This window comes from Avibacterium endocarditidis, assembly GCF_965138825.1.
Taxonomy (GTDB): domain Bacteria; phylum Pseudomonadota; class Gammaproteobacteria; order Enterobacterales; family Pasteurellaceae; genus Avibacterium; species Avibacterium endocarditidis.
Genome location: NZ_CBCSDH010000007.1, coordinates 101,073 through 126,760 on the forward strand (window position 1 = coordinate 101,073; position 25,688 = coordinate 126,760).

The 25,688-nt window shown below is 40.5% G+C and carries 22 protein-coding genes, 1 other RNA gene and 2 pseudogenes; 15 read left to right on the plus strand and 10 right to left on the minus strand.

All coding sequences use genetic code 11. The features are described from left to right. Positions 1–29 precede the first annotated feature (29 nt). Entirely contained in the window at positions 30–920 is an 891-nt protein-coding gene (gene xerC, locus ACNAV8_RS05735; RefSeq protein ID WP_103853698.1) for a tyrosine recombinase XerC, read from the plus strand. Between the two features lie 33 nt (positions 921–953). On the opposite strand, the gene ACNAV8_RS05740 is transcribed toward xerC, so the two are convergent. The 3 genes from ACNAV8_RS05740 to ACNAV8_RS05750 all read right to left on the minus strand — a co-directional run bounded on the left by ACNAV8_RS05740 (position 954) and on the right by ACNAV8_RS05750 (position 2,123). Next, on the minus strand, positions 954–1,529 hold the full coding sequence (locus tag ACNAV8_RS05740) for a 5-formyltetrahydrofolate cyclo-ligase (RefSeq protein ID WP_415777372.1): 576 nt from the start codon (positions 1,527–1,529) through the stop codon (positions 954–956). Between the two features lie 9 nt (positions 1,530–1,538). Continuing rightward, a non-coding RNA gene (gene ssrS, locus ACNAV8_RS05745) (6S RNA) lies at positions 1,539–1,735 on the minus strand. A gap of 85 nt (positions 1,736–1,820) precedes the next feature. Further along, positions 1,821–2,123 (minus strand): cell division protein ZapA, encoded by a 303-nt coding sequence (locus ACNAV8_RS05750; RefSeq protein WP_103854772.1) that lies wholly within the window; start codon positions 2,121–2,123, stop codon positions 1,821–1,823. 145 nt (positions 2,124–2,268) lie between these two features. On the opposite strand from ACNAV8_RS05750, the gene ACNAV8_RS05755 reads away from it, so the two are divergent. Genes ACNAV8_RS05755 through ACNAV8_RS05770 form a run of 4 tightly spaced genes read left to right on the plus strand, consistent with a single transcriptional unit; the run spans position 2,269 to position 6,543 of the window. Continuing rightward, entirely contained in the window at positions 2,269–2,814 is a 546-nt protein-coding gene (locus ACNAV8_RS05755; RefSeq protein WP_194750700.1) for a YecA/YgfB family protein, read from the plus strand. An 11-nt stretch (positions 2,815–2,825) separates the two neighbouring features. Further along, complete coding sequence (pepP, locus tag ACNAV8_RS05760) at positions 2,826–4,139, plus strand: Xaa-Pro aminopeptidase (protein WP_415777373.1); 1,314 nt, start codon at positions 2,826–2,828, stop codon at positions 4,137–4,139. A gap of 26 nt (positions 4,140–4,165) precedes the next feature. Further along, a complete protein-coding gene (ubiH, locus tag ACNAV8_RS05765) occupies positions 4,166–5,374 on the plus strand; it encodes a 2-octaprenyl-6-methoxyphenyl hydroxylase (RefSeq protein WP_103854771.1) in 1,209 nt (402 codons plus the stop codon). Further along, positions 5,374–6,543, plus strand: coding sequence for an FAD-dependent monooxygenase (locus tag ACNAV8_RS05770; protein ID WP_103854770.1), 1,170 nt, complete (start codon positions 5,374–5,376; stop codon positions 6,541–6,543). Before ubiH ends, ACNAV8_RS05770 begins: the two co-directional genes overlap by 1 nt. A 44-nt stretch (positions 6,544–6,587) precedes the next feature. On the opposite strand, the gene ACNAV8_RS05775 is transcribed toward ACNAV8_RS05770, so the two are convergent. Then, positions 6,588–7,862 (minus strand): solute:sodium symporter family transporter, encoded by a 1,275-nt coding sequence (locus tag ACNAV8_RS05775; RefSeq protein ID WP_256594092.1) that lies wholly within the window; start codon positions 7,860–7,862, stop codon positions 6,588–6,590. A 29-nt stretch (positions 7,863–7,891) separates the two neighbouring features. Beyond that, positions 7,892–8,263: a sodium:solute symporter family transporter gene (locus ACNAV8_RS05780; RefSeq protein ID WP_256594093.1), complete on the minus strand. Its 372-nt coding sequence runs from the start codon at positions 8,261–8,263 to the stop codon at positions 7,892–7,894. 444 nt (positions 8,264–8,707) lie between these two features. On the opposite strand from ACNAV8_RS05780, the gene ACNAV8_RS05785 reads away from it, so the two are divergent. The 8 genes and pseudogenes from ACNAV8_RS05785 (at position 8,708) to ACNAV8_RS05820 (ending at position 19,873) form a co-directional block, all read left to right on the plus strand. Then, positions 8,708–9,643, plus strand: coding sequence for a substrate-binding domain-containing protein (locus ACNAV8_RS05785; protein WP_103853705.1), 936 nt, complete (start codon positions 8,708–8,710; stop codon positions 9,641–9,643). Between the two features lie 103 nt (positions 9,644–9,746). Beyond that, positions 9,747–10,673, plus strand: coding sequence for a substrate-binding domain-containing protein (locus ACNAV8_RS05790; protein WP_103854769.1), 927 nt, complete (start codon positions 9,747–9,749; stop codon positions 10,671–10,673). Between the two features lie 32 nt (positions 10,674–10,705). Next, positions 10,706–12,214: a sugar ABC transporter ATP-binding protein gene (locus tag ACNAV8_RS05795; RefSeq protein WP_415777374.1), complete on the plus strand. Its 1,509-nt coding sequence runs from the start codon at positions 10,706–10,708 to the stop codon at positions 12,212–12,214. Positions 12,215–12,282: 68 nt separating this feature from the next. Beyond that, positions 12,283–13,239, plus strand: a complete 957-nt coding sequence (locus ACNAV8_RS05800) for an ABC transporter permease (protein ID WP_103854768.1) — start codon at positions 12,283–12,285, stop codon at positions 13,237–13,239. Positions 13,240–13,448: 209 nt separating this feature from the next. Then, positions 13,449–17,342, plus strand: a complete 3,894-nt coding sequence (gene purL / locus ACNAV8_RS05805) for a phosphoribosylformylglycinamidine synthase (RefSeq protein WP_103855021.1) — start codon at positions 13,449–13,451, stop codon at positions 17,340–17,342. A gap of 80 nt (positions 17,343–17,422) precedes the next feature. After that, a complete protein-coding gene (locus tag ACNAV8_RS05810) occupies positions 17,423–17,983 on the plus strand; it encodes a hypothetical protein (protein ID WP_415777375.1) in 561 nt (186 codons plus the stop codon). 113 nt (positions 17,984–18,096) lie between these two features. Then, positions 18,097–19,215, plus strand: coding sequence for a hypothetical protein (locus ACNAV8_RS05815; RefSeq protein ID WP_415777376.1), 1,119 nt, complete (start codon positions 18,097–18,099; stop codon positions 19,213–19,215). Between the two features lie 45 nt (positions 19,216–19,260). Continuing rightward, positions 19,261–19,873, plus strand: a pseudogene (locus ACNAV8_RS05820) (IS1595 family transposase). A gap of 82 nt (positions 19,874–19,955) precedes the next feature. Here ACNAV8_RS05820 and ACNAV8_RS05825 read toward each other — a convergent pair. After that, a pseudogene (locus ACNAV8_RS05825) lies at positions 19,956–20,289 on the minus strand (IS1595 family transposase); the annotation flags it as partial. Between the two features lie 164 nt (positions 20,290–20,453). Between ACNAV8_RS05825 and ACNAV8_RS05830 the strand changes: the two are divergent. Then, on the plus strand, positions 20,454–20,990 hold the full coding sequence (locus ACNAV8_RS05830) for an NADPH-dependent FMN reductase (RefSeq protein WP_181022004.1): 537 nt from the start codon (positions 20,454–20,456) through the stop codon (positions 20,988–20,990). Between the two features lie 29 nt (positions 20,991–21,019). Further along, positions 21,020–21,919 (plus strand): pirin family protein, encoded by a 900-nt coding sequence (locus ACNAV8_RS05835; RefSeq protein WP_103855016.1) that lies wholly within the window; start codon positions 21,020–21,022, stop codon positions 21,917–21,919. 448 nt (positions 21,920–22,367) lie between these two features. On the opposite strand, the gene ybgE is transcribed toward ACNAV8_RS05835, so the two are convergent. The 4 genes from ybgE to ACNAV8_RS05855 are packed head-to-tail and all read right to left on the minus strand — an operon-like array spanning position 22,368 to position 25,498. Then, entirely contained in the window at positions 22,368–22,670 is a 303-nt protein-coding gene (gene ybgE / locus ACNAV8_RS05840; protein ID WP_103853712.1) for a cyd operon protein YbgE, read from the minus strand. Positions 22,671–22,674: 4 nt separating this feature from the next. Then, entirely contained in the window at positions 22,675–22,773 is a 99-nt protein-coding gene (locus tag ACNAV8_RS05845) for a cytochrome bd oxidase small subunit, CydX/CbdX family (protein WP_103853713.1), read from the minus strand. A gap of 11 nt (positions 22,774–22,784) precedes the next feature. Next, the gene (gene cydB / locus ACNAV8_RS05850; protein WP_126373401.1) at positions 22,785–23,921 is read right to left on the minus strand and encodes a cytochrome d ubiquinol oxidase subunit II; all 1,137 of its coding nucleotides are present in this window, start codon (positions 23,919–23,921) and stop codon (positions 22,785–22,787) included. 14 nt (positions 23,922–23,935) lie between these two features. Further along, positions 23,936–25,498, minus strand: a complete 1,563-nt coding sequence (locus tag ACNAV8_RS05855) for a cytochrome ubiquinol oxidase subunit I (RefSeq protein ID WP_103853715.1) — start codon at positions 25,496–25,498, stop codon at positions 23,936–23,938. Positions 25,499–25,688 lie beyond the last annotated feature (190 nt).

Sequence of the window (25,688 nt, forward strand, 5' to 3'; positions counted from 1 at the left end):
TTCACGTTGTTTTTAATAGAGAAATTGAAATGCACCAACAACTCAATAATTATTGGAATTATCTGCGCATTGAACGGCAGGTAAGTCCACATACATTGAGCAATTACCAGCGTCAGCTTGAGGCGGTGGTGGCGTTGTTGCAGGAAAATGAAATTTCTCAGTGGCAGCAGGTAACCCCCAGTGTGGTGCGCTTTGTGTTAGCGCAAAGCAAAAAAGCAGGCTTACACGAAAAAAGTTTAGCCTTGCGCTTATCGGCATTACGCCAATTTTTGAGCTTTCTTGTACAGCAAGGTGAGCTTTCTGTGAATCCTGCGGTTGGCGTATCTGCACCGAAGCAAGGCAAGCATTTACCTAAAAATTTGGATAACGAACAGGTTCAACAATTATTAGCCAACGACAGTAAAGAGCCAATCGATTTGCGGGATAAAGCGATGCTAGAGCTAATGTATAGTTCAGGTTTGCGTTTATCTGAATTGCAAGGGCTGAACTTAAATAGCATCAATCTGCGAGTACGTGAAGTGCGTGTAATCGGGAAAGGCAACAAAGAGCGAATTTTGCCTTTTGGGCGCTATGCTTCGCACGCGCTTCAGCAATGGCTAAAAGTGCGGTTGTTATTTAATCCAAAAGATGATGCCTTGTTTGTTAGCCAGCTTGGTAACCGAATGAGCCACCGTTCAATCCAGAAACGTATGGAAGTGTGGGGTATTAAACAAGGGCTATCTAGCCATTTGAACCCTCATAAACTACGCCATTCTTTCGCCACGCATATGCTTGAAAGCAGCTCTGATTTACGTGTCGTGCAAGAGCTACTTGGGCATAGCAATCTTTCTACCACACAAATTTACACCCACCTTGATTTCCAACATTTAGCACAGGTTTACGATTCCGCACACCCGAGAGCGAAACGAAAAAAATCGTGAAAATTGCACCGCACTTATTATTTTATTAACTTATCACCCCACCAACACCCCAAACAACGGGATATCCCAGCTTTCTACGGGTAATACGTCCACTTGTTGGCATTGGTGGGCTAAGCCGATGGGGAGGAAGTTTTTTTGTTGCCAGTTTTGCAAAGTGCGGTCGTAAAAGCCGCCACCCATTCCAAGGCGGTTGCCTTGTTTATCAAAGGCGACAAGTGGGGTAAATATGATGTCAAGTTCATTAGTTGGGAGAACATTTCGGACGTCTAATTTGGGCTCTAAGATGCCAAATTTATTTTTTTGCAATGGGCTGTTTGGGTGATAGCGGAGAAAGAGCAAATTATTAGCTGAAAAAGGATGCAGAATGGGCAGATAAACAGCGATGTTTTTTTTCCATAATTGCTGAATGACCTGTTTTGTTGAGATTTCGCCATCAAACGAAAGATACAATCCGATATGCTTAGCTTGTTTTTTTTCTATGAGATCAAGGGCTTGTTGAGTGATTTTTTGTTCAGCAAGGTTTTGCTCAGCTGGGCTAAGAGATTGCCGTAATTGACGAATTTGTTGGCGAATAATTTGGCGTTGTTGATTGCGAGTTGTGAGGTTCATTGTTTTATGGAAGAACCCGAGATGCCGTTGTGAGTGGTCGGTCCTTGAACCCTACGGTTCAAGGGAATCAGTCGTTATCGTTTTTAGGCTTCTTACATCAGGGCTTGCGCCAAGGTAAGCTTGCACACCAACAATAGGAAACCGATTCATAAGATGTTAAGTATCGGCTCAGGGACGTAACCCACTAGCGAACATCTCAGGTAATCTTTAAATTTGTGGTAATACTAACGCAATTTAACCGTATTGACTAGCTTAATTTTTCCAATTCTTAGCTAAGATCATATTATTTCATCAGACATTCGTTTTTTGCGCCAAAATGCCTTCCAAAGAGCTATCTAGCTGTTTGATTTGTGTGCTAACTGCTTGTTCAATTTTCTGTGTAACTTGCTGCTGTTGGATGAGCTCATAGCTTAGATTTAACGCCACGATAGAAAGGACTTTTTCCAATTGTAAGATGCCTGTCCGTTCCTTCATCTCAGATACTCGTTGATCTAACGCGCGAGCAGCTTGGCGTAAGGCATCGTGTTGATCTTCTTGACAATTTAAACGTAAAACCTGTCCTAATACGGACAATTCAATGCTTTGCGATGACATACTTATCCTCAGTGAAAATAAATTTTTTCGCTATTATGCCATAGCAAATATTTTTCGTCATAAAAATCCGCCTGATTGTGGTTAGCTTAATCCAACAGTGCTAAACTACACCTATCTTTAGCAAAAGGAAAAAATTATGTCTGATATTCTCTCTTATGACGAATTAGAACAAAAACTCCGTCAAGCCACCATTCCTGTTACCGCCGCCGAATTACACGGCTTTCTCACTGGTTTAATTTGTGGCGGCGCGAGTGAGCAAAAATGGCCGATTTTTATGAATGAATTTACCAACAATGGCGAGGCCTACCCTACAGCTTTGTTAAAAGAGGTTTCGGCGCTCTACCACGATATTCAGCACAGTTTAGAAGATATTGATAGCTTCAACTTTCAACTTTTCTTACCAGAAAACGGCGATGTGTTTAACGAAATTGATGCCCTTTCAGAATGGACAAGCCACTTTTTGCTCGGTTTAGGCTTAGTGCAAGCGAAAATGGATAAAGAAACGGGGGAAATTGGCGAAGCCTTAGATGATCTGCAAAATATTGCTGTATTGGCTTATGAAGAAGATGACGATCCTGAAGAGCTAGCGGAATCCTTAGAACAAGTGGCGGAATATGTTCGCACCTTGGTGGCGGTGCTTTATGCTCATTATCGCCCTTACCAAGCCACGCAGAAAACCGTATTACATTAAGGAGAACGAAGATGGATCTTGCTTATTTAGCCCAAATCCCTGCCGAAGAATTTGTGCAACGCCGTGAAAAATTGTTGGCGCAAATGGCGGAGAATTCCTTGGCGATTATTTTCTCGGCACAAGAACAAGTGCGCAACAAAGACACTCACTACCCTTTCCGTCAAGACAGCTATTTTTGGTATTTAACGGGCTTTAATGAGCCTGATGCGATCTTAGTATTAGCCAAAACCGCACAACAATCTCGCACAATATTGTTCTTACGCCCTTCTGATCCGTTAATGGAAACTTGGAATGGTCGCCGTCTGGGCGTGGAAAAAGCAGCCGCTAAATTAAACTTAAACGAAGCCTATTCCATTGAAGACTTTGCGCCACAATGGCAAAAAATCAGCCAAAATTTTACCGCACTTTACCATAACCCTGAGCCACAACCTTGGGGCAATAAATTGTTGGAGAAAAGTGCGGTGCAATTTTCGCAAGTTTTTGATTGGGCTGCGATTTTAGATGAAATGCGTTTAATCAAATCCACCAATGAAATTGCGCTTTTACAACAAGCAGGACAAATCACCGCATTGGGGCATTTACGCGCAATGAAACAAACCCGCCCGAACCGCTTAGAATTTGAAATTGAAGGGGAATTGCTACACGAATTTAATCGCTTTGGCGCACGTTTTCCGTCCTTTAATTGCATTGTGGCAGGCGGTGAAAACGGCTGTATTCTGCATTACAACGAAAACGATCAGCCTTTGAAAGACGGCGAATTGGTACTGGTGGACGCTGGCTGTGAATTTGCTTACTACGCTGGCGATATTACCCGTACCTATCCCGTTAATGGCAAATTCAGCCAAGCCCAACGTGAAATTTATGAAATCGTGCTAAATGCACAAAAGCACGCCATAAAATCCTTGGTGGCAGGCAATAATATTCAGCAAGTGAATCAAGAAGTGATCCGCATTAAAGTGGAAGGTTTGGTGCGCTTAGGTATTTTGCAAGGGGAAGTGGATCAGCTGATCGCCGATGAAGCCTACAAAGCCTTTTATATGCACGGATTAGGCCATTGGCTTGGCATTGATGTGCACGATGTAGGGCGTTATAGCCTTGAAAAAGACAGCAAATTACGCGATCGTCCATTAGAAGTGGGTATGGTGCTAACGGTTGAGCCGGGCTTGTATATTCCAAGCAATGCCGATGTGCCTGAGCAATATAAAGGCATTGGCGTGCGTATTGAAGATGATATTGTGATCACCGAATACGGCAACAAAGCGCTAACCAGCGCCGTGCCAAAAGAAATTGATGAAATCGAACAAGTGATGGCACATAACGCGTAATAACAGTGAAGTAAAATGGGGCAAAAATGGAACAAATTAAGCATTATGATGTGATTATCGTGGGCGGTGCAATGGCAGGTTGCACCCTTGCTTTAGCGTTAAGCGCACAAACTCAAGGCAAAATGCGCATTGCGTTATTAGAAAAACAAGCGCCCCAACAACATCAGCAAAGCGGTTTTGATGCCCGTTGCATTGCCCTTTCAGCAGGTTCTTGTCAACAGCTTGCGCAGCTCAATTTGCCTAACCAACAATCATTATGGCAACAAATTTCACCCCTTGCCTGCCCCATTGAGCATATTCACGTTTCCGATAAAGGTCATAGTGGTTTAGTCGAATTTCACGCTGATGAATTTCAGCTAAAACAATTGGGCGCGGTGGTCGCCTTACAGCCTGTGGGAGAAATCTTGCTGACTGCAATCAAGCAATACGCCAACATTGATTATTTTTCCCCAGTGGAGATTGAGCAAATCCAATTTGAGCAAGTGCGGGTGAAAATTTCGCTAAAAAATCACCGCACTTTATCTTGTCAGCTGATTATCGGCGCAGACGGCACACAATCTTTGGTGGCGAAATCTGCCAACATTGCGATCAACAAACTTCGCGATTATCAGCAAACCGCCATTATCACCAACATTCAAGCACAACAGCCACACCAACAGCGTGCCTTTGAGCGTTTCACTGCGCAAGGCCCATTAGCGCTTCTGCCAATGCAAGAGAATTTAATGTCCTTAGTATGGTGCGTGAAATCACCCGATGAGCTAATGGCATTGCCTGATGACGCATTTCTTGCCCGTCTACAACAACAATTCGGCTGGCGGCTTGGCAAGTTGCAACAATGCGGCAAGCGTTTTGCTTATCCTTTGGCGTTATATCAAGCCAGCCAGCACATTCATCACCGCACCGCCTTAGTCGGCAATGCTGCACAAACCTTACACCCCATTGCAGGGCAAGGCTTCAATCTTGGTATGCGTGATGTGATTTGCTTAGCTAAATTGTTAAGCCAAGCCTTTATGCAAGGGCAAGATCTCGGCACTTATTCTTTATTAAGCCAATATGAAAATGCACGCCAAGGGAATCAAACAACGCTCATCAACTTAACCAACGGCTTGGTTTCTCTCTTTGCCAATGAATTATTACCGTTGCAAATTGGGCGGAATCTGGGGCTAATGGCAATGGCGCAATCTCATTTACTCAAACAGCAGTTTATTAAACCAGCATTAGGGTGGTTAGAATAGTGAAAAATTTTGATCTAATTATTATCGGTGGTGGAATGGTGGGGCTTGCGCTCGCTGCCAAATTAAAAAATACCGCAATGCGTATCGCCCTACTCGAACCTAATCCGCCACATTTTTCTTTAACGAATATAGCTTATCGTGTTAGCGCGTTAAATCTTGCGAGCGAGCATTTATTGCAAGAACTCAACGCGTGGCAAACCATTCAAGCTGAACGTGCCACCGCCTATGATAAAATGCTGGTGTGGGAAAAAGACAGTTTCGCCAAAATTGAATTTGACACCAAAGGCTTAGGCATTTCCCACCTTGGGCATATTGTGGAAAACCAGATCATTCAACATAGCCTGTGGCAACAAGTGGCAACACAAGAAAATGTGGAAATTTTCAACGCAACAGCACAACACTTGGGCATTAACGAAAGCACCGCCATTCTCACCTTAACAGACGGACAAATGTTAGCGGGGAAACTGGTTGTGGGCGCAGACGGCGCAAATTCGTGGCTACGTCAAAAAGCTAATATTCCGCTTATTTTCCGCGATTATGGGCAATATGCCTTAGTATGTAACGTGAAAACCGCAGAGCCACATCAACACTGCGCCAGACAAATTTTTGCTCCAGATAGCATTTTGGCGTTCTTGCCATTACATCAAGAAAATCTGTGTTCTATAGTGTGGTCGCTTTCGCCAGAACAAGCCAAACAGTTGAGCTGCTGTGAACAAACAGAATTCAACAAACAGCTGAGTATCGCCTTTGATAATCAGCTGGGATTATGTGAAGTGCAAAGCGAACGCCAAGCCATTCCGCTTACCGCGCGCTATGCACGCAACTTCGCTCAACCGCGTATCGCCCTAATTGGCGATGCCGCACACACCATTCACCCACTGGCAGGACAAGGGGTAAATCTCGGCTTGCAAGATGCCCTACTACTGGCGCAAGAAATTGAAAAACATTTTGCCCTAGGCTTAGACATCGGTGAATACCGCAACCTACGTTATTACGAACGCACACGCAAAGCCGAAGCGGTAAAAATGCTCATAGCAATGCAAGGCTTAAAAGATCTCTTCGCCGGCAACAACCCGCTGAAAAAACTTGCCCGCGGCATCGGCCTTAGCGCCACCAATCAATTCAGCTTGTTGAAAGAACAGCTTATTCGGCAGGGATTGGGGATTTGATTTCAAAAAAATGCCCATTTCGGGCGTTTTTTGTGGCTGTTATATTAAGATTTCAACTGTGCTGTTTTTTCTTTAACAAGTGCATAGACAAAATACAAAATTGATGTTGCGCCAAGGCAGTAGTAGCCAATCCAAACATAATCAGGGACATTATGCGCCATAAAAATGTACATAGTGAAAGAAAGGAAGCTAATAATTAATGCGACTGGTTTTGCTAACGCCCAAGGTTTAATATCCACCTGTTTGGTGTATTCTTCTTTATATGGTGTTTCCATTGGCGCAATTTTACCAATAATAAGCATGACCACTACATTAATCGCAAAGAGAATGGCGATTAAGTGGAAGAAGTGAATATCCACTTTAATAACAAATGAACAGAAAATGTAAGCAACCATACCAAAAATTAAGCCAAATTTTGCCGCAATTGGTGGAACGCGTTTGGTTAGCAGCCCCACTACAACTACACTTAAAATCGGAGCGTTAAAAATACCTTGTAGCTGTTGAATTAGGAAGTAAAGCCCTTCTGGCGCATTAGCAACCAGTGGTGCCACAATCATTGCAATGATTGCTAAAACTGTGCCGACAATCTTTCCGACTTTGACTAATTGAAGATCGCTCGCATTAGGATTGAGTTGAGTTTTATATACGTTGCGAGAGAAAAGCGTAACGGAAGAATTTAATGCGCTATTAAATGTTGAAAGCACAGCACCTACGACAACCGCAGCAAAAAAACCGACTAATGCTTCAGGTAAAACAAGGTGTACAAGATCTGGATAGGCTTGATCTGGCACATCAAGTTGTCCTTGGAAAATGTGGAAGGCAACAATTCCCGGAAGGATAATGAGTAAAGGTCCTAACAATTTTAGGAATGCACAGAATAGTACTCCTTTTTGCCCTTCTTTGAGGTTTTTTGCACCTAAAGCACGTTGGATAATAGATTGATTTGTACACCAGAAGAATAGGTTGGATACAATCATTCTGGTAAATAATGTGGAGAATGGGACAACGGAATTTTTATTGCCAATAGAATTAAAATGGTCTGGATTAGCTTGATAGACTTCTTTCAGCCCTTCCCAAGGGTTTCCTGCCCCGACATAGGCAAGCCCTAAAACGGTAACTAAAATACCGCCAACTAATAACCCAACGCCATTAATCGTATCAGATACAGCAACCGCTTTTAAGCCACCAAAAATAGCATAAATTGAACCTAGAATGCCAATGCCCCATACCATTATCCAAATAGCAGTCGTTTTGCTCACGCCAAAGACCATAGAAACTTGGAATAAACTTTCTAATGCTAAAGCACCAGTATAAAGCACGATAGGTAATAAGGAGATGACATAGCAGCCTAAAAAAGTAAGGAGGTGATCAGTAGTGTGCCTTTATCAAAGCGTTTTTCTAAAAATTCAGGGATTGTTGCTATCCCTAGCTTTAGATATTTAGGCAGAAAATAAAGGGCGAACGCGGCAATGGTGATGGCTGCGATCACTTCCCAAGCCATTACGATAAATCCTTGACGATAAGCCAATCCATTCAAGCCAACTAAATGTTCCGTAGAAAGATTGGTCAGCATCATTGAGCCTGCTATGAACACCGCGGTTAATGAGCGCCCTGCGAGATAATACCCTTCCGAGTTACTCAGATCGTCTTTTCTGGTGTACCACCAAGCTAACACAGCAACTAATGCCGTAAAACCTACAAAGGAAATAAAGGCTAACATAACGATTCCTTATATCTTTTTAGATAAGTTGATTACATCAAAGAAACTCCATTGATTGAAATATACATTTCAAATATTGGATGATCAAACGGAAATGTTTCATTTTGTTATGGAGATCAAATTTTTGGTTAGGGACTAGATTTATGCGATGAAAAGCTCATCAAAGGGTAGAAAAATGCTTAAACCTTCATTTTTTATAAGTGCGGTGGAAAAAATGTGAGTTTTTATGTGCTTTTTTCTATTTTTAAATGGCAAAACACGATCTAATTCACAATTTTTTAACTTGATGATTGCGAGCCTTTGACCTTAATGCTATATATAAAAATAGATAATTTGTTTCAAAATTATCTAAAATTGAAATTTATATTCACAAAATAGGCCTTGTGCAATATAGTGGTATTTCGGCTTTGTAATCAATCTAACCTTTAAAATAGGAGTAGAAGAATGAAAAAAACACTATTAGCAATGTTATGTGGCGGATTGTTATTGACCTCTCAAGCGGTGATGAGTAAGCAGCTTGTGATTGGTGCCCCAATGAATTCTTTCGCTGATAAATGGCAAACATATTTACAAGATTCGATTCGTGATTTTGATGCAAAACACGATGATGTGGAAATTAAATTATCCGATGCAAATGGCGATCCCGCTCGTTTGTTAAATGATGTAGAAACATTTATCGATCAAAATGTTGATGCTTTACTTGTTGTCCCTACAGATCCAAATATTGTTAAGGTCATTGGACGTAAAGCACAAAAAGCCAAAATTCCTCTCATTATTGTCAATCGTAAACCTAATGATGAAGATATGAAATACGTTACAAGCTATGTGGGATCTGATGAGATTGAAGGCGGACGTATTCAAGCGGATTTTATTGTGAATACGTTAGATGGCAAATCGGGTAATGCATTAATTTTATTAGGGCCTTTAGGGCAAGATGCTGTTACTAAGCGTACTCAAGGTAACAAAGATATTTTTGCACAACATAAAAATATCAACATCGCGACAGAGCAAGAAGGAAAATGGGAACGCGATAGAGGGTTGAGTATTGCTGAAAACGTATTGGCTGCAAATAAAGAGATTAATGTTGTGGTGAGCAACAATGATGAAATGGCAATTGGGGCGTTGCTTGCGTCACGTAAACTTGGACTAAAAGATGAAGACATTCTTATTGTTGGCTTAGATGCCACGCCAGATGCCTTGGAATATTTAGGCAAAGGGCTTGATGCTACCGTCTATCAATCAGCCAAGGGGCAAGGCTCTGCTGGTGCAGAAGTGGCATATTTAGCGGCAAAAGGAGAAAAAGTGCCTGCCATCAAATGGATTCCATTTGAATTAGTTACCCCAGATAAAAAAGAGGAATATCAAGCCAAATACAAATAACACTCATACTGAAGGGCAAAGTGCTGACTTTGTCCTTTCCTTTAACTGATACGAGATAACTCAAAGTGCGGTTCATTTTTAAGTTATTTTTGGAGTGTAAGTGATGTTGAAAAAACTATTCTTCCTACTTCTTGGCATCTTCTTTATTCCCGCATTATTTGCCAAATCCTTAACCATAGGTGTGTCGATGTATAGCTTGTCGGATAAGTATCCCACTTATTTACAAGATGCAATGCAGAAATTTGAAAAGGCGCATCAGGATGTAAAACTCAAATTTGCAGATGCAAATGGCGATCCGGCAAAAATGTTGAATGATATTGAAAACTTTATTGATGTTGATGCCATTGTTGTAATGCTAACCGATCCTAAAATTGTGAAATCAATAGGTTTAAAAGCAAAGAAAGCAAAAATTCCATTAATTGCTGTTACGGTTAAACCGAATGATGAAGATATGCAATACCTCACCAGCTATGTAGGTTCGGAGGAAATTACCAGTGGAAAAATGCAAGGCGAATTCGTTTTACGCACATTAAATGGAAAACCTGCTAATGCCATTATTTTATTAGGTCCTTTAGGACTTGATGCACAAATTAAACGCACAGAAGGAAATAAATCTGTTTTAGCTTCTCACCCTGAAATCAATATCCTTTCCGAGCAAGAGGCAAAATGGGATAGAGCGAAAGCAATGGAAGTCGCCGAAAATTTATTTGCGGTACACAAAAATATTAATGTAGTGCTAGCAAATAATGACGAAATGGCAATCGGTGCATTACTTGCAGCAAGGAAAGCAGGGATTGCTGATGATGAAATAATTATTATCGGTATTGATGCAACACCAGATGCGCTTGAATATCTTGGTAAAGGCTTAGATGCCACTATATTTCAGTCGGCTGCAGAACAAGGCAGAATGAGTATTGAACTGGCGTATAAAGCGGCAAAAGGAGAAAAAGTTCCCGCCATAAAATGGATTCCATTTGAGTTAGTTACACCTGATAAAAAAGCACAATATCTCAATAAATATAAAGAATAACTCTGATAAATATTGATATGAAGGAGTAGAGTATGAGTACAGCGACAAAATTGCCCTATATTTTAGAAATGCGTAATGTTTCTAAAACATTTCCTGGGGTAAAAGCATTAGATGGAATTAATTTAAAAGTAAAAAGAGGATCTATTCACGCCTTAATGGGTGAAAATGGCGCAGGTAAATCCACATTGATGAAAGTGCTTTACGGCATTTACACCCCCGATGTAGGCAGTGAGTTAATTTTAGATGATAAACCTTTTAAACCTACCCGACCTATTGACGCTATTCGACATGGCTTAACAATGGTGCCGCAAGAAATTTCACCTGCCGCCAATTTAACCATTGCAGATAATTTCTATCTTGGGCGCGAAATTACAAAAGGACGTTTCTTACTTAATCAAAAAGAGATGAATGCAAGAGCAGCAGAAATTCTCAATGATCTTGGCGTGCCAATGGATGTTACCGTCAAAATGTCTGAAGTCTCTGTTGCGAAAGCACAACTTGTCGCCATTGCAACTGCCGTCTCAAATGATGCGAAAGTGATTATTATGGACGAACCGACCACGGCATTGACTGAAACTGAGGTAGAACAACTTTATCGTATTATTGATATTGTGAAAAATCGTGGTATCGCCATTATTTTTATTTCACATAAATTAGATGAGGTATTTAAAGTTTCTGATGAGATTACCGTAATTCGTGATGGGCAATATGTTGGTACAAAAGCAACGTCAGATATTACTAAAGATCAGCTTATCGCAATGATGGTTGGGCGAGATATGTCTGAAATGTTCCAACGTGAGCGTTTCGAGATTTCAGATGAAATTGTTGTTGAAGTTAAAAACTTTAGCCGTGCAGGAAAATATCAAAATATTAATTTCAAAGTTCGCAAAGGAGAAATTTTTGGTATTGCTGGCTTGGTAGGGGCAGGGCGTTCTGAAATAGTAGAAGGGTTATTTGGCTATAAGCCAGCAGATAGCGGAGAAATTTACATTCATGGTGAAAAAGCTGAAATTCATAATCCCTTAGATGCAATGAAATACAAAATTGGTTTTGTAACAGAAGATCGTAAATTAACTGGGCTATTTCTTAATTTAAGTATCACTGACAATATGATTATGCCGAAAATGTCTCCTTACTTGGAAAACTTTTTGGTATCAGTAACTCGTGCGCAAAAAACGGCTTATGAACAAAAAGATAAGCTCAAAATTAAGGCGCCAAATGTAGAAGTGATTACTAATAATCTATCAGGAGGAAACCAACAGAAAGTATTACTCGCACGTTGGCTTTTACTTGAACCTGATATTTTAATCCTTGATGAACCAACAAAAGGTATTGATGTAGGGGCGAAAGCAGAACTCTATAAATTAATGGTTGAGCTTTCAAAGCAAGGAAAAACGATCATTATGATCACATCAGATATGCTAGAGCTACTTTCAATGAGCGATAGAGTTATGGTAATGCACGAAGGGCACCAAGTTGGAATTATCCCACATCAAGAACTAACGCAGGAACGCGTTTTAGAATTAGCGTCAGGCGCATAACAGCATTTATAAACAGATCAACATTCATTCAAACCAGTAAAATGGTGAAAACAAATGAGGTATATATTATGTCACACGCGACTTTAAAGAAAATCATAAACGCTTATGGAATGGTTTTTATCTTAATTGGACTCTTTTTAGCCCTCTCCCTCTCAATTGATGGTTTTTTCTCTGCTCGTACGGTCTGGAGTATTATTGAACAAGTTTCAATGTTTGGGATTATTGCTATCGGCGTAACGTTTGCAATTATCACCACAGGGATCGATTTATCCTCAGGCTCTGTCGTTGCACTCACCGCAGTAGTTTCCGCCTCCGTGGTTACTGGCGGGGATTCCGTAAGTGCGGCTATTCTCGCTTTTGCGATTTCATTAGCATTGGGCGCACTGCTCGGTGCAATTAATGGAACATTAACCGCAGTAGGCGCAATTCCGCCTTTTATTGCCACCTTAGGTATGATGATTATTGCGCGTGGTGCTGCACAATTGTATTCAGATGGACGCCCAATTGACGCCTCCTCCGAGGCCTTTACTTGGATTGCCGATGTAAATGTTTTCGGCTTACCTGGATTGGTGATTTTATATATTTTGATTGTGATTGGATCACACATTTTACTTAGCCGCTCCACCTTTGGCCGCCATGTTTATGCAGTAGGCGGAAATCTTAACGCGGCAAAAATTTGTGGGATTAACACCACCAAAACCTTAATTTGGGTATATACCTTAGCGGGCGCATTATCTGGTTTGGCGGGTGCATTGCTTGCAGCTCGCACCTATGCAGGTAACCCTTCTTACGGATTAGCTTGGGAACTTGATGCAATTGCTGCTGCGGTAATCGGTGGCGTATCATTAAGTGGTGGTTTTGGTAGCATTCCAATGTGCGTAATTGGCGCATTGATTATAGGCACAACCAACAAAGGTCTAAATATGTTAGGTGTCGATCCTTACTGGCAACAAATTGTAAAAGGTTTAATCATCGTCTTTGCCGTATTACTTGATACTTTAAAACGTCGTAAAAAATCAAACTAAATCCCTCGCTTGGCTTAGCTAACTAACAACCGCCCTTTTCCTTAAACCAAAAGTGCGGTTGTTTTTTCACTATTTTTTTATTCATGAAAAATACACTACTTTTTAACCGCTCTTTTCTTTATCGTTAGTTTTACGCAAACGTTTTCGTTTTGCGCGAAATTCTTTTATAATAGGCGAGTTTTTTATTCATCTAACCAATGGTAAAGTCTATGTTACAGATTTTTCGTGGCTCACCAGCCCTTTCCCCATTCCGTTTAAATCAACTTTCTCTTCGCTTCCAACAAGCTCAGCTTCCCGTTAAATTCTGTTATGCCGAATATGTGCATTTTGCCGAGCTAAGCGAAGCCCTTAATGCGTTGGAAGAACAAGAATTAACCCAATTATTGCATTACGGCCCAACTTTGGCTCAGCACGAGCCAAAAGGAGAATGCTTTATCGTGATTCCACGAGTGGGGACGATTTCTTCTTGGTCATCAAAAGCCACGGACATTGCACACAACTGCGGTTTAAATAAAGTGGTGCGTTTAGAGCGTGGGTTGGCGTTTTATTTTGAGTTAGAACGTGCGTTAAATGAGAAAGAGCAGGCTCAACTCATTAGCCATATTTATGACCGAATGATGGAAACGGTGATCCGCACGCCACAAGAAGCGGAAATCTTATTCCAACATCAAGTGCCGAAAGCCTTTACCCGAGTAGATATTTTAAACGGTGGTCGCCAAGCCCTAGAACAAGCCAATGTGGAATTGGGTTTAGCGTTGGCAGAAGATGAAATTGATTATTTGCTGGAAAATTTCACCGCACTTGGACGTAATCCAACGGATGTGGAACTTTATATGTTCGCCCAAGCCAATTCAGAGCATTGTCGCCACAAAATTTTTAATGCCGATTGGATCATTGATGGCGAAAAGCAAGAAAAATCCCTGTTTAAAATGATCAAAAATACCTTTGAGAAAACCCCTGATTATGTGCTTTCTGCTTATAAAGATAACGCAGCGGTAATGGAAGGTTCAAAGGTTGGGCGCTTTTTCCCTGATCAAGATGGACAATATCGCTATCATCAAGAAGACGCTCACATTTTAATGAAAGTGGAAACGCACAACCACCCAACCGCCATTTCCCCTTTCCCCGGGGCTGCCACAGGTTCAGGCGGGGAAATCCGTGATGAAGGGGCAACAGGGCGGGGGGCAAAACCGAAAGCGGGTTTGGTGGGCTTTTCGGTGTCGAACCTTATCATTCCTGACTTTGAACAACCTTGGGAAGCTCCGCTATCAAAACCTAATCGCATTGCCTCCGCACTCGACATTATGCTTGAAGCCCCATTAGGCGGTGCGGCATTTAATAATGAATTTGGCCGCCCTGCGTTATTGGGCTATTTCCGCACTTACGAAGAAAAAGTGAACAGTTTCAATGGCGAAGAAGTGCGTGGCTATCACAAGCCTATTATGTTAGCAGGCGGAATTGGGAATATCCGTGCCGAACACGTGCAAAAAGGGGAAATCCCTGTGGGGGCGAAATTGATCGTGCTTGGCGGCCCAGCAATGAATATCGGCTTAGGCGGTGGTGCGGCGTCTTCTATGGCATCAGGCAAATCCAAAGAGGATCTTGATTTTGCCTCCGTGCAACGTGATAACCCCGAAATGGAACGCCGTTGCCAAGAAGTTATCGATCGCTGTTGGCAAATGGGCGATGACAACCCGATTTTATTTATCCACGATGTGGGGGCTGGAGGGCTTTCTAATGCAATGCCTGAGCTAGTACACGATGGCGGACGTGGCGGACGCTTTGAACTGCGTGAAATTTTATGCGATGAGAAAGGAATGTCGCCGTTAGAAATCTGGTGTAACGAATCACAAGAACGCTACGTGCTTGCGGTCGCCCCTGAAAAACTTGCTTTGCTTGAGCAACTTTGTCAGCGTGAACGCGCACCTTTCGCGGTGATTGGAGAAGCCACAGAACAGCAACATCTCACCTTGCACGATGATCATTTTGCCAACGATCCTATCGATCTGCCAATGAATGTGTTATTAGGAAAAACACCGAAAATGACCCGCGATGTGGCATCAGCACAGGTGAATAATCCTGCCGTAGATCAATCTCAAATTCAGCTCAAAGAAGCGTTGCATCGTGTCTTACGCTTGCCTGTGGTGGCGGAAAAGACCTTCTTAATCACCATTGGCGATCGTTCCGTAACGGGAATGGTAGCACGGGATCAAATGGTCGGCCCGTGGCAAATCCCTGTGGCGGATTGTGCGGTTACCACCACCTCTTTAGACAGCTATCACGGTGAAGCAATGGCAATGGGCGAACGTGCGCCTGTGGCATTGTTAGATTTCGCTGCCTCCGCACGCTTAGCGGTTGCGGAAAGCCTAACCAATATTGCCGCAACAGATATTGGTGATATTAAACGCATTAAACTTTCTGCAAACTGGATGTCTGCCGCAGGGCATTCGGGCGAAGATGCTGGGCTTTATGAAGCCGTGAAAGCCGTGGGGGAAGAACTTTGCCCGCAATTAGGCTTGACCATTCCAGTGGGGAAAGATTCAATGTCAATGAAAACCACTTGGCAGGAAAATGGCGAACAAAAATCCGTTACCGCACCGCTTTCCTTAGTTATCAGTGCCTTTGCGCGCGTGGAAGATGTGCGCAAAACCGCTACGCCACAATTACGCACAGATAAAGGCAGCAGCCGTTTATTATTGATTGATTTAGGTGAAGGCAAAAATCGCTTAGGTGCAACGGCATTGGCGCAGGTTTATAAACAATTAGGTGATAAACCCGCAGATGTAGTGAATGTGGAAAGCCTGAAAGGCTTCTTCAATGCAATGCAACAACTGGTGAATGAACAAAAATTGCTCGCCTACCACGACCGCTCCGATGGTGGTTTAATCATCACTCTTGCAGAAATGGCATTTGCGGGGCATTGCGGATTATCGGTGGACATCAGTGCCTTAGGCGATAACGATCTCGCCGTCCTCTTTAATGAAGAAATCGGTGCGGTGATCCAAGTGAAAGAAAGCGATCTCAACGTCGTTCGCCACATTTTTGAACAAAATGGCGTGCTACCGCTGTTGAAAGAACTCGGCACAGTAAACCAAGATGACCAATTTGAAATTACCCGTGGCACAAAAGTGTTATTAAAAGAAACTCGTTCTGAATTGCGTGGCATTTGGGCGGAATTGACCCACAAAATGCAGGCATTGCGTGATAATCCAGAATGTGCCGATCAAGAATTTGCTGCGAAGAAAAATCCAAATGATAAAGGCTTCTCCGTGTCTTTAACTTATGATGTCAATGAAGACATTGCCGCCCCTTATATTGCTACAGGTGTACGTCCACGCATTGCTATTTTACGCGAGCAAGGGGTGAACAGCCATTATGAAATGGCAGCCGCCTTTGACCGAGCAGGTTTTGATGCTATTGATGTGCATATGAGCGATTTACAACAGCAACGTCATCACTTAAAAGACTTCCAAGCCCTTGTTGCTTGTGGTGGTTTCTCTTATGGTGATGTGCTAGGTGCTGGTGGCGGCTGGGCAAAATCTATCCTATTTAACACCGCACTTCGTGATCAATTTGCCACTTTCTTTGAGCGTGAAAGCACCCTTGCCTTAGGGGTATGTAATGGTTGCCAAATGTTGGCGAATTTGGCTGAAATTATCTCAGGAACAGAAGCTTGGCCACGTTTTGTGCGTAACCAATCAGAGCGTTTTGAAGCGCGCGCGGCAATGGTGCGTATCAATGATACAGCGTCTTTATGGTTTAACGGAATGGCAGGCTCTCATATGCCAATCGCGGTTTCGCACGGTGAAGGACGTGTTGAGTTCAAAAACGATCAACAACTTGCGATGCTGCGCGAGCAAAATTTGATTATCGCGCAATATATTGATAATGATCTCAAGTCAACCACTCAATACCCAGCCAACCCGAACGGCTCGATTGACGGCATCACCGCCCTTTCCAACCGCAACGGACGTGTCGCCATAATGATGCCACACCCTGAGCGTGTTTACCGTGCGGTTTCCAACTCGTGGTATCCAGAAGACTGGACAGAAGATGGTGCGTGGATGCGATTGTTCAGAAATGCGAGAGTCGTTTTAAAATAAATAATGAAAGTATTTATTTTTAATGAATCCTGAATTATTTATGGCTTTTATAAGAAACATATAATATGGAGAAAAAATGTATGTCTAATTTGGATATATCAATGCTATCGCTAACAAAGAATGCTTACTTCTATAGATCTAAAGAGCAGGATATTAATCATGTAGAACTTCTTGATTGTGCGAGTAGGAATTGTCAGGAGGGAAAGGGATTTTTAATTGATGAAGTAAAAAAAGAGATTGAAGTGAATGGAAAGTTATATTTATATTCCTTACGTATTTTTCCTTCAGAAAGAACAGTGTATTTCATTAATAATCAAGATAAAGAAGTAAAAATTAGTGATATTATCCATGCCTATATAATATTAATTGAGATAGATAATGTATTAGTAGTGTTGAGTAAAAGTTGCTCTAGTATTTCTAAAATAATTGATAAAAAGTTTGAGTTATTAAGTAATAACTCTCTTATATCTCAAAACGCTGAATATCAGAAGTTATCTTTAAGAAATATGACAATATCAGATAAGGCTATAAGAGCTCGATCATATGAAGCAGCTAATCTAAATGGCGTTTTGTCTCTTTATGGAGCAGGAAGATCCATACCATCTCATATAAAAGTCAGACAGGGCTCTTCTATTTTATAATATCTAGCAGTGGAAGAGTTAATGAACTCTCTCAAAGAGTTGATTTTACTAGTCTAATTAATTGGGTTGATACAAGTATTGAAAAAATTAAAAATGGAACTAACAATGAATTTTTGGATAGTTTTGCTAAAAGAATTGATTTGAATGAAATAATAGAATCAGGTGTAAAACCTAGCTCTATTTTGATTGAAGCTAGTAAGTTGATAGATGCTCTTGACAATAATATTTATTTTTATCGCTCAAAGTCTAGTAAAGTCTATATTAAGGAAAAATTTAAAGATAAGTTGGTTCTATATTTAGAGAGAGTTTATGATTTATCTGGGAGAACTGACCCTAAGTTATTTTTGGTAAATGGCTTAGGTAAAAGTGACATATTAAAAATTAATAAGAGAACAATTTCTATAGAGATTAACATACTTAAGCGGTTAAAGATAGAAGAGAATGGGAAAGAGCTTAGCCTTCAGGACTATATTAAAAAGTATACATTATATAGTGTTACATTTACAGATCCCAAGTATATGTACTTCATGGGTTATTGCTTCCAAGATAAATCAGGGATATCTGATATAGATAATATTTTGGATATACTAGTTCCTAAGAATAATTTTACAGTAAAAGGTGAGAAAGAACCTAAAGAAGAGCCCCTAACAGAAAACAGCACACAATTTTCTAGTAATTCTATTTTTGGCTTTGTAGAGAATTTACATCAAGAAGATGATTACATTTTTTGTGATGATTTTGGTGATGAATGGGCTGATCATATAACTATAAATTTAAGAGATAAATCAATTAACTTTATTCATTCGAAATATAATGATGATGTAAGCCTATCGGCAAGTAAGTTACATGACGTTGTTGGACAAGCAATTAAAAATATAGGGAATATGTATTTTTCAAGAGATCAATTTATCAATAAGAAATTAAATCCAAAATTTATGAACGTATATACGACATCTAATTCAGTGAGAACTAGCATATCTAGGGTCAGAAAAGGTAATTCAAAAAATTTTGAGTCAGAATTAGATTTATTGCTAAAAAATCATTTCTTATCTAGAAAATGCATATTATGTTGTCCATTTTTATCAAAAAAACAGATATGTGATGAGTTCAGGAAGATAAAACGGGGAGCAACCACAAAAGGAAATATAACACAATTACTATGGATTATATCCTCTTTTTCACATGCGGCAAAAGATATGAATATTATTCCAGTAATTTACTGTAAACCATAATAATTAAAGGCTGTATTAGATTAGCAGTTGCATTGGTCTATAAAAATGAAGATAACTCATTGTAAACTCAAGAAATTTATACAGAAAAACTGCTAGAATTTTTTGGTTTGAAGTAACAACCTGTTCTTGCACAAATTAACTCTAAGTCAACTGCCTTATTTTATCACAAAATCAGGGAGGTGATTAGCCACCATTTAGCTCAAGATGCCAATGAAATGTTTGCAGGTGAAATTGAACTAGATGAAAGCTATTTTGGTGGTAAAAGAAAAGGAAAACAGGGTGAGGCGTGAAGGGTAAAACGGCCGTTTTGGGCATGTTGAAACGAAATGGAAAGTCTATACTGTTATCGTTGGAAACACTAAGAAATACATCTTACCTCCCTGTTATTAAAAGGAAAATCATGCCTGATAGTATTACACCGATTATTATCACAGTTACGATGTGCTAGATGTGAGCGAATTTAAGCATTGCAGAATTAATCACCTATTTTGTCGAAGCAAAAAATCACGTTGATGGGATTGAAAATTTCTGGAACTAGGCTAAAAGAGTGCTAAGAAAATATAACGGAATTGATAAGAAATCCTTTCCGTTATTCTTGAAAGAATGTGAATTTCGGTTTAACTTTAGTACACCAAAAGAGCAGCTAAAAATACTGTGATTTTGGTATGGAGTTTAGGGCTTATCTAATACAGTTCCTTACGATAAGTATCGGTGTAAACAAGCCTATCAGGCTTCATTTATTCCCGAATAATAGGTAATAAGGTGGGTTTGGAACCGCAATGGTATAAAGCTTGCCATTACGCTTGAGAAACTTGAATATTGTTATTTTATTTACTGTGCCACGGCCATGTTTACTTTTGCGAGCACCGTCAAAATAACTTTTATCTGTTTCTATTTCGTCTTCAAACATCTCTAAGTGAAGGCTGCTTTGATAGATGAACAGGAGTAAGAGATGAAAGTAGTATGTCGTAGTCATTTTGTTTACATTACTCAACTTTCCAGTATTCCTTGCTGTAACCTCCGCAACAAAATGATTGTATTTGGTTTATGTTGACTTAGATGATTTTTTCTTATGGGGGTATCTTAATCTAAAGTGAGGTTTTAACTGTTATCTAGGACAGCCCATTTTTTATTATTAATTATTAAGAGAAAGATCATTTCTAAAATGCCGATTGTTTGGGATTTCGAGGGGATTTATAATTGGCGAAAATTTCCCCTAACATTTTGAGGTATAAATAATGAACATTGCACTGATTATCGGCAGCCTAAGCCAAAAATCCATTAACCGTAGTGTAGCCAATTATATCGTTTCACAATTTCCAACAGACGTGAATGTACAAGAAGTACGTATTGATGATTTGCCTCTTTATACCCAAGATCGTGATCAGGTGGACGTACCAGAATATGATCGGGTGCGTGAGCAAATTAAAAACGCCGATGCGGTGCTAATTGTTAGCCCTGAGCATAACCGTGCAATGCCTGCCGCGACTAAGAATATCATTGATATTGCTTCTCGTCCTTATGGCCAAAATTTATGGCAAGGCAAGAAAGTGGCGATTGTTACGGCTTCACCAGGCGCTTATGGTGGAATTAATTCTGGTTTGCAAATTCGCCAAAGTTTGCAAAGCATTGGTGCGAATGTACTGACAACTGCAGAAGTATTTTTAAGCAAAGCCAATCAGGCATTGAATGAACAAGGTGAAGTGGCTGATGAACGCACTGCGGGTTTCTTAAGTAAGTTTGCACAAACTTTTATTCAATGGGCGAAAGCATAAGGCAACGAATTAGAGCATAAGGACTGAAAATGAGTGTAGATAAATTAAATGCGATTACTAAAGATGTAGGCGGAATTCCTGTCGCACGCTTGCTACCACAAGCGGGTAAACGTACCATTGGCGCGTGGTGTTTTCTTGATCACGCAGGGCCATCAGAGTTTACTGATGATAATGCAGGCTTACAAGTAGGCGCACACCCACATACTAATTTGCAAACTTTTACTTGGATGCTAGAGGGTGAAGTTTGGCATCAAGACAGCCTTGGTTATCGTCAATTAATTAAGCCAAAACAAGTGAATTTAATGACCGCAGGAACAGGCAATCAGCGTGGTATTAGCCATACGGAACAAACCCCTGAGGGCGTGCATCAGCTTCACGCAGTACAACTTTGGATTGCGCTTCCAATGAATCAAGACATTGAGCCAAATTTTCAACATTATCCTGAATTACCTGAATGGCAAGAAAATGGCGTGAATTACATTTTAACCACAGGTAGCTATCAAGGCAGAACCGCGCCAACTCAGCAATATAGCCCGTTAGTTGGCGTAGATATTCAGTTTCAGCAAGCACAAAGTATCACCATAGAACAACAGCCAAACTTTGAATATGGCGTACTTGTGCTGAAAGGTGAAGTGGAAATTGAAGGACAAGTTTACCAACAAGATCAACTAGTTAGCTTAACGGATTGCCAAGCTCACGAATTCAAAATCAAGGGCGAAGCTGACAGCCATATTATGCTGTTAGGCGGAGAACCATTACCACATAAAACCTTAGTGCGGTGGAATTTCGTGGCAGATAGTCAAGATGCCTTACGCCAAGCGATAGCAGATTGGAATAACGGGCATTCCCGTTTTGGACATATCGATTTAGAAGGTACGCGATTACGCCGCTTAGTCGCCCCTGAAATTCCTACCCGATTAGCCGAATAATGAATTTTTCGTTAAGCCCTTTGCAAAAGGGCTTTGTTTTGAATGAAACATTTGTGAAAAAGCATTAACACAAAGTAGTTTATAGCCTTATAGGCTAAGGCTTTAGACCACATTTTTTGAAATGTGGATCTAAAAAATGCACTTTTTGCTCAAGTTCAAGCATTCAAAAACACGGAGAGAAAAATGGCATTCAGCACTATAAATACAGGCACTGCCATAAGATCATTTCTATCCAGAAGATTAAATCCAGTTCAAATATACAGTTAAACAGAACTATTAACAACTTGCTGATGCTCATCAATGATCTGGATCATTCAAATACACATTGATAAAGCACCAAAATCAACATTAAAATCCGTCTCAAATCAGTGCTTAAATTTGATATGATTTTTTTTCGGTTGAGATTTTGGTGTGATGATATTCTTGGATTTAGAGCACTTTGATGAGATCAATACACGAACGCTGGCAAAAGGAAATGTTGCACTAAGGCAATGATGCCAACGATATAACCAACATAAGGGAAAAATAGCCCTTTCCAAATGGCTGCCCGAATTTCAAACCCAATGCCGTGAATCCATAAAATCACTGTTGCCCACAAAATAAAAATAACCCAAACAGGTGGGGCTGTTCTTAATTGTGTGGCAAACTCATTAATATTAAAGAAAAAGCAAAGGGTTAATGCGATAGCTAAGATCAACGAAAGGGCTCGCCAAGAGCCCTTATTTACTAAATGATATGCTTTATCAATCATTGACTTACTCGTCAAATTTACCTGTTTTTTCAATGCCAATGGTAATCACTGCACTTAGCATTATGGCAAACAAGACACCCACTACCCATAAAACATAAAACATAATTTCGCTCCTTAGTATAATGAGTTTTTGTTGTCTTCGATGAAATCACTGTCCAAACGACCAAACATTTTGATGTATGACCAGATGGTGTAAGACAATAAGATCACCACAAACACTAATGCAAAACCAAGCATTAAGGTTAAGGTTAATTGGCTTGATGTTGAATCCCACATTAATAGGCTCATATCAGGGTGAGAGCTTGATGGCATTACAAATGGGAACATTGCCACGCCACAAGTTAAGATCACGCCAGCCATTGTTAATGATGAGAACAAGAAGGCAAAACCACAGCGGTTTGCTTTCGATGCCAATACATTTAATAACGCACCACCTACCGCTAAAGCAGGGAAGATGAACAATACAGGGGCATCAAAGTAGTTTTTAAACCACGCGCCCGCTTCAACTGCCACTTGTTTTGTTAATGGTGATGAAGGTGCATTGTGATCCACTACGCTAGTTACCACATAGCCATCTTTGAAGTATAACCACACGCCTGCTAATACGAAGGTGATTAAGGTTGCCATTGCGCCAACTTGGGTAATCACTCTTGCACGCTCACGCAATTCAGAAGTGGTTTTTAATTGTAACCACGCACCGCCTTGCGTAATGAGCATTGATAAGCTAATTAAGCCACAAAGTAAGGCAAATGGGTTTAATAATTCAAAGAATGATCCTGTGTAGAAAATTTGGTGCATATCATTGAAATAGAATGGAACACCTTGTAATAGGTTACCAAAGGCCACACCAAATACCACCGATGGCACAAATCCACCAATGAATAAGCCCCAATCCCATAGCTTGCGCCATAATGGATTGTCGATTTTAGCGCGATATTCTAAGCCCACTGGACGGAAGAATAACGCCGCTAACACTAAGATCATTGCAATAAAGAAACCTGAGAATGAAGTTGCATAAACTAATGGCCAAGCTGCAAACATTGCACCGCCAGCAGTTAATAACCACACTTGGTTTCCGTCCCAGTGGGGAGCGATTGAGTTGATCATAATGCGTTTTTCCACTTCTTTTTTACCTGCAAATGGTAATAGTGTTAAAACGCCCATATCAAATCCATCGGTTACTACGAAGCCAATCAGTAATACACCAACGAGAACCCACCAAACAAAACGTAAAAATTCGTAATCAATCATAGTTAGGCTCCTAATTATTTAGATGACTGCTCAAAGTAGTAACGACCTGTTTTTAATGCACTCGGGCCAAGACGAGCATATTTAAACATTAAGTACATTTCCACTACTAAGAAAATAGTATAAAGGGCACAAATCAGACCGATTGAGAACCATAATTCGCCAGTGGTTAAGTTCGATGCTGCCACACCAACTGGTAACATATCGTAAATAGCCCAAGGCTGACGACCATATTCCGCTAAGAACCAGCCACTTTCAATGGCAAGCCAAGGAAGCGGAAGTCCCCATAATAATGCGTGTAACAAGAAGCGGCTTTTACCCACTGTTTTACGCACATTTTGTACCACGGCGGCAATCATTAAGATAAGAATTAAGCCACCTGCTGCCATCATTACACGGAACGCCCAGAATGTTGGCCCAACATTAGGTACCGTATCTAAGGTTGCTTGCTTAATTTGTGATTCTGTTGCATCAACCACTTTGTCTGTATAGCGTTTTAATAGTAAGCCATAACCAAGATCACCACGTACTGCATCAAATTGTGCTTTGGTTTCTTCATTGATTTGACCTGCTTTTTTCTCTGCTCTTAATTGTTCAAGCAAACCATAAGCCACCATACCTTGACGAACACGTTGTTCATTCACCACTAAAATATCGTTGATCCCTGCAAAGGTTTTATCCAATGAACGGGTTACGATAATCCCTGCAGCGTAAGGAATTTGTAAGGCAAAATCATTATGTCTTTCCGCTTGATTTGGCACAACAATCATATTCCAATTAGCTGGTGCGGGTTCAGTATGCCATTCCCCTTCCATTGCTGCTAATTTCATTGGTTGTTTTTGTCCGATTTCATAACCAGATTCATCACCCATAATTAGCACAGACACAACGGCAATAATACCGAATACAGAAGCGACAGAGAAAGAACGTTTAGCAAAACCAATATCACGTCCTTTTAAGATGTAATAAGCACTAATTGCTAAAACAAAGAATGCCCCTGAAACATAACCTGCAGATAAAGTGTGTAGGAATTTACTTTGTGCAACTGGATTTAACCAAAGATCCATAAAGCTGGTCATTTCCATTCGCATTGTTTCAAAATTGAAATCTGAGCCTACTGGTGCTTGCATCCAGCCGTTTGCCACCAAAATCCACATTGCAGAAAGGTTTGAACCGAAAGCCACGCAGTATGTTGAGAGTAAGTGTTTACCTTTTGATAAACGATCCCAACCGAAGAAGAATAACCCAACAAAGGTAGATTCTAAGAAGAAGGCTAATAATGCCTCAATTGCCAGTGGTGCACCAAAAATATCGCCCACATAATGTGAATAATATGACCAGTTAGTCCCGAACTGGAATTCCATTGTAATACCAGTTGTTACCCCTAAGGCAAAGTTAATACCAAATAACTTACCCCAGAATTTTGTCATATCTTTATAAACTTCTTTGCCTGTTGCCACATAAAGGGTTTCCATAATCACAAGAATGAAAGATAAACCCAATGTTAATGGCACAAACAAGAAGTGATATAACGCAGTTAATGCAAACTGCAATCTAGAGAGTTCAACAACGTCTAACATCTCAACTCCTTGTAAATATTACAAGTTCTAAACCAATGATTACTGTGTAATCACCCCAAAATCTTAAAGGTACACCCTTAAGCCAAGTTAATTGAATTATCTTCACAAGAATTATACAGATAACCCAAGATCGGTATGTATTCTACTACTAAAAGTGTGGATAAAAAATAGTAAAAAATGTAACACCGAT